This is a genomic window from Okeania sp. SIO2B9 (genome assembly GCF_010672505.1).
GTDB classification, from domain to species: Bacteria; Cyanobacteriota; Cyanobacteriia; order Cyanobacteriales; family Microcoleaceae; genus Okeania; species Okeania hirsuta.
In genome coordinates this window covers 1-4,142 of sequence record NZ_JAAHGK010000678.1, presented here as the reverse complement: position 1 = coordinate 4,142, position 4,142 = coordinate 1, and the positions used below count along the sequence as shown (strand labels likewise).

General features: G+C 36.8%; 3 protein-coding genes and 1 pseudogene. 1 reads left to right on the top strand and 3 read right to left on the bottom strand.

The genetic code is table 11. From position 1 onward, the window contains the following. Nucleotides 1-315 precede the first annotated feature (315 nt). Nucleotides 316-890: pseudogene (locus F6K13_RS35850) on the bottom strand (GAF domain-containing protein); the annotation flags it as partial. After that, nucleotides 890-1,204, bottom strand: coding sequence for a response regulator (locus F6K13_RS35845; RefSeq protein WP_205127257.1), 315 nt, complete (start codon nucleotides 1,202-1,204; stop codon nucleotides 890-892). The pseudogene F6K13_RS35850 and the gene F6K13_RS35845, both read right to left, overlap by 1 nt. An 888-nt stretch (nucleotides 1,205-2,092) precedes the next feature. Here F6K13_RS35845 and F6K13_RS21435 point away from each other — a divergent pair. Then, nucleotides 2,093-2,710 (top strand): GNAT family N-acetyltransferase, encoded by a 618-nt coding sequence (locus tag F6K13_RS21435; RefSeq protein ID WP_240038813.1) that lies wholly within the window; start codon nucleotides 2,093-2,095, stop codon nucleotides 2,708-2,710. Between the two features lie 614 nt (nucleotides 2,711-3,324). On the opposite strand, the gene cofG is transcribed toward F6K13_RS21435, so the two are convergent. Then, on the bottom strand, nucleotides 3,325-4,142 hold an 818-nt coding region (gene cofG / locus F6K13_RS21430; RefSeq protein WP_287288325.1), incomplete at its 5' end, for a 7,8-didemethyl-8-hydroxy-5-deazariboflavin synthase subunit CofG.

Sequence of the window (4,142 nt, the reverse complement as noted above, 5' to 3'; positions counted from 1 at the left end):
GATACAGAGTTTTAATAGTTGAAACCCTTATATCACAATAGTTTTGAGGTGCTTTTCACCCCGTGAGCCACAATATTGTCACAGAAAGCTACGAGATTATACCAATTCCCATGCATTAATGCTATACTTCCGATGAACTTCAGTTATTAAGTAATAATAATCGTTTAGTAATGTTTATAACGATTATCGGCATTAAGCCAAGATATCTTATCTCTTTTCACCCTACTCCCTACTCCTTTTTCCCCTCCACGGTCGGGGTTAGGGGTGGGTCCCTACTCCCTACTCTCAAAAAGATGTAGCAATACTTTTGAGTTTGATATTACAGGGTTGAAAAGAAGGCTGCATTCTTCCAGCATCAAGTCTTTGCAAATCTAATAATTGATTAACTAATCTCAAGAGACGACGAGAATTACGCAGTGCAATCGCACCTCGATCTAGAGGTAAATCTCTGCTGGAATTAACTGCTTCTTCTCACAAACCGATCGTTAAAGTTAAAGGTGTACGAAATTCATGGGAGATATTTTGGAAAAATTCTTTTTGAGGCGGTATGCTTCTATTAGTCGTTCAACTTGTTGTCTGGTTGTTTGGTATAGACTGGATTGTTGCACGGCGATCGCTGCTTGGGAAGCTACTGCTTCCGCTAGTTCAATTTCAGAAGCTTGCCATTGGTGTCTGTCGTCATTGTGACGTAGAGAAATACTACCAATAATTTTACCATTGACAGTTAGGGGTACTACCATCAAAGCGCGAGTATTAGAGCGTAAGGGTAGTTAATATTCGTTAAATTCCGGATTGATCTTCAGATCGCAAATTGCTATTGTTTTTTTTGTTTTTAGCAATTCCATTAAAACAGGATTACTACGAATGGGAGCAAATGACTGAGGTAATTCTATTGCAGTTGATGATCGATCGTTATCAGGAATTTCTCTATATCAGTGAATCCAGTTAAAACAATTCGAATAGTATTAGGGTATTGGTTGGCAGTTAAACTCAAGAATTCTGTACCACTCATTTTGGGCATTCGCTGGTCTGAAATAATTACAGCTACTTCCTCAGATGTTTCTAGAATTTTTAGAGCTTCCAGTCCACTTTGGGATCCCAACACCTTGTATTCTCTGTGGAAAGTACGGTAAAGAAGGTCTAGATTGTCTAATTCGTCATCGACAACCAAAATTTTCGGTTTAAGTTTTTTTCTAGAACTCATGCACCGCTCTCCGTGCTTTCAAGTCAGTAATGATAAATTATGATTTAGCAAGTTACAGTTATAGATGGGACTCTATTGTGCTGGACAACCGAATGCTAGATGTCCATTTACATCTGTAATAATCAACCAAAAAGCAAATCACCAACTTTGGTACTTGCTTCACTGAAAAAAGGTGCTTCAATCACAGTGATTATTATCAATAATTTATTCATTATCAAGTTAATTAAATTTAATTAAGTGAATAATCTTGATCTTGTATAGCGCTTTCCTACGGAATGCTGGCGCAAATGCGCAGGCAACAGGCAACAGGCAACAGGTAATAAGGGAAATAAAAAGCTGATAATATCAGACTTGTAGCTATTGGGTAGTTCCTGTAATTTGTAAATATACCAGCACGCACTGCTATAGTTGATATTCAATAATATACAGTTGCTTAAAATGTTATAATTAGTGATTTTGATTCAGGATCAAAACAATTTTTACCTACAATAGAAAGTTTTCTGAATTTAAGAAAATTTTAATTATTTGGACTTTTGCTTCTTGTTATACATACTAAATTGTTAGTGGCCTTTCAACCTATCAACTAGTGCCCTGATTAGTATATATACTAAAAGCTGTAGTAGGCTGCTCAATATCATTTTTTAATCTAAAATCACTTTGCCTACAAAAATGACAAGATTTGTCAAAAATTCTAAAATATATTAGCTTTAAACTTTTAATCCTATTGCCTAATTAAGCAGTTGCCTTTTTTCAGATTTTTACACAACCTCAAGATGGCTACTACAGATATTCTAGCCTTTTATATAGAATTTAGATATAGTTAGTAAATTTATTGTGAACCCTCTATTTTGTTTATCAAAGTTTCTAGAACCTCAAGCAAAAAAAAAATTGTCTAATGAATTTAGTTTTTTCATCCGGATTGCTCAACCAAAAGATATCAACAGTATTACCGAAGTTTTGACTAATAGTTTTTACTCCTGTCAAGGAATTATGGGTTATGTTCGTCCTTTTTTACGACTAGGTATTTACGAAGATTTACGCAATCGCATTCGTTCAAAAACTGAGCATTATTTATGTCTTGTTGCTATGGTTGTCGAAAATACTGAGTCTACCAGGGATGTATCTAATACTAGAAAACAAGATTTGGTAGGAACTGTGGAAATTGATGTGCGTTCGCGAGGTGGGATGGATGTCCTCTTATTCAACTCTTGGCAATTAGATAATTTAGATAATTTTGAGTATGCTTATTTATCAAATTTAGCTGTTGATGCTAACTATAGAAAATTAGGAGTTGCTCAAAAATTGTTAAGTTATTGTGAGCATAAGGTATTAGGATGGGGTTTTTGTGAGTTATACCTTCATGTATTAGAAAATAATTATACTGCTCGAAGACTTTACGATAAAGCTGGTTATCAATTACAAGAAGTTGAGTGGACTTTCGGTTCCCTACTATTTGGGCAACCTCGAAAGTTACTTTTGCGTAAATCTTTTTCGAGTAACATTTAAGTCTCAAGAATAAGATTTAATATCAAGTCCGGTAGCATCAGTATTGTCAAGAAGAAGCAAGAGGGAAGAAGCAAGAGGGAAGAGGTAGAAAGACTTATAGCAGTTTTCATGTTTCATAGAATACAGAAATTTTTGCTTAAAGGCAGAAGCGGTGCGACCCCGCGTCGGCAGCAGACGCAAGTGGTCTGACCCCGCGACGAGGACAGCTCGCTTGCGGAATGCTGACTCCTGTGAGGGAATGCGCACTAAGAGAGGCACTTATGCTGAGGGCAGAAGTTTTGTAGTCAACATGAGTGAAAACCGCTATAAAAGTCTGAAAAAAACTTCAATTTCCTCTGTCACTCAATTTTTCTGCCCTTATCTGCTAAAAATCCTCACATTTTAGGACTTACGCATGAACACTATTGGTGGGGTGTGTTTTGCTGTCGCATAACTCCGTTAACGCTCCGCGACATGTTTGCGGAGCATGACCATAGGAAAAAGCGGTAGCGTAACTGAGCAAAACCCTATATCTATATTTCAGTGCGTAAGTCCTGATGTTTAACCGATCAATTATCGCGCAAAAATCATCAATTCTTTCCCCCTACTCTGTAGGGACGTTGCATGCAACGTCCCTACCTACTCCCTACTTCCTCTTTTCCGGAGAGGTCTATTAACAATCTCATACGCCATTTACTCACAACATTACCTAAATTTGTTGGCAACCAAGCATCATATTGAGAATAAACAGGTAATCTTTTGATTAGTTGCCATCTTCGCGATTGCAACACTTTTGCTAAACCTTGATAATGGGGATGAGGATAATCAGGGTTGACTTCATCGTGGAGTCCAATTCCTCCTAAGTCACTCGCACCAGTTTCTACACAAGCTAATAATATTTCCGGTTTTGTAACTAAATTAGGAGGAATTTGTAACGCAATGGTTGAGGGCAAAATTTTACGAGCGATCGCTACAATATCTGGCAACAAATTGATGTCGAAAGCTTCACTATTCCATATTTGTCGCTCACCAGGACTGTAGGGTTGTAAAATAACTTCTTGAATATGACCCCATTTTTTATGAACATTAGCGATCGCTATTAATGTTTCTTTCCAGTCAGTTACAGTCTCTCCAACTCCTAATAATAAACCAGTAGTAAATGGAATTCTTAGTTCGCCAGCTAATTCTAATTGTTGTAAGCGTAAATGTGGTATTTTACTAGGAGCATTTTTATGAACTGTTTGTAGTAATTTAGGTGTCATCTGCTCCAACATTAGTCCCATTGACACATTAACTTGTTTTAACTCCTTCATTTCTGCTCTACTAAGTGGCCCAACATTAGTATGAGGTAAAAATCCTAAAGATAGAGCTAGTTTGCATAAATCATAGATTAATTGGAACCAAGTTGGTCTATTTTGGCTGTTTGGATGTACTTCACCACTCAGAATTAAAA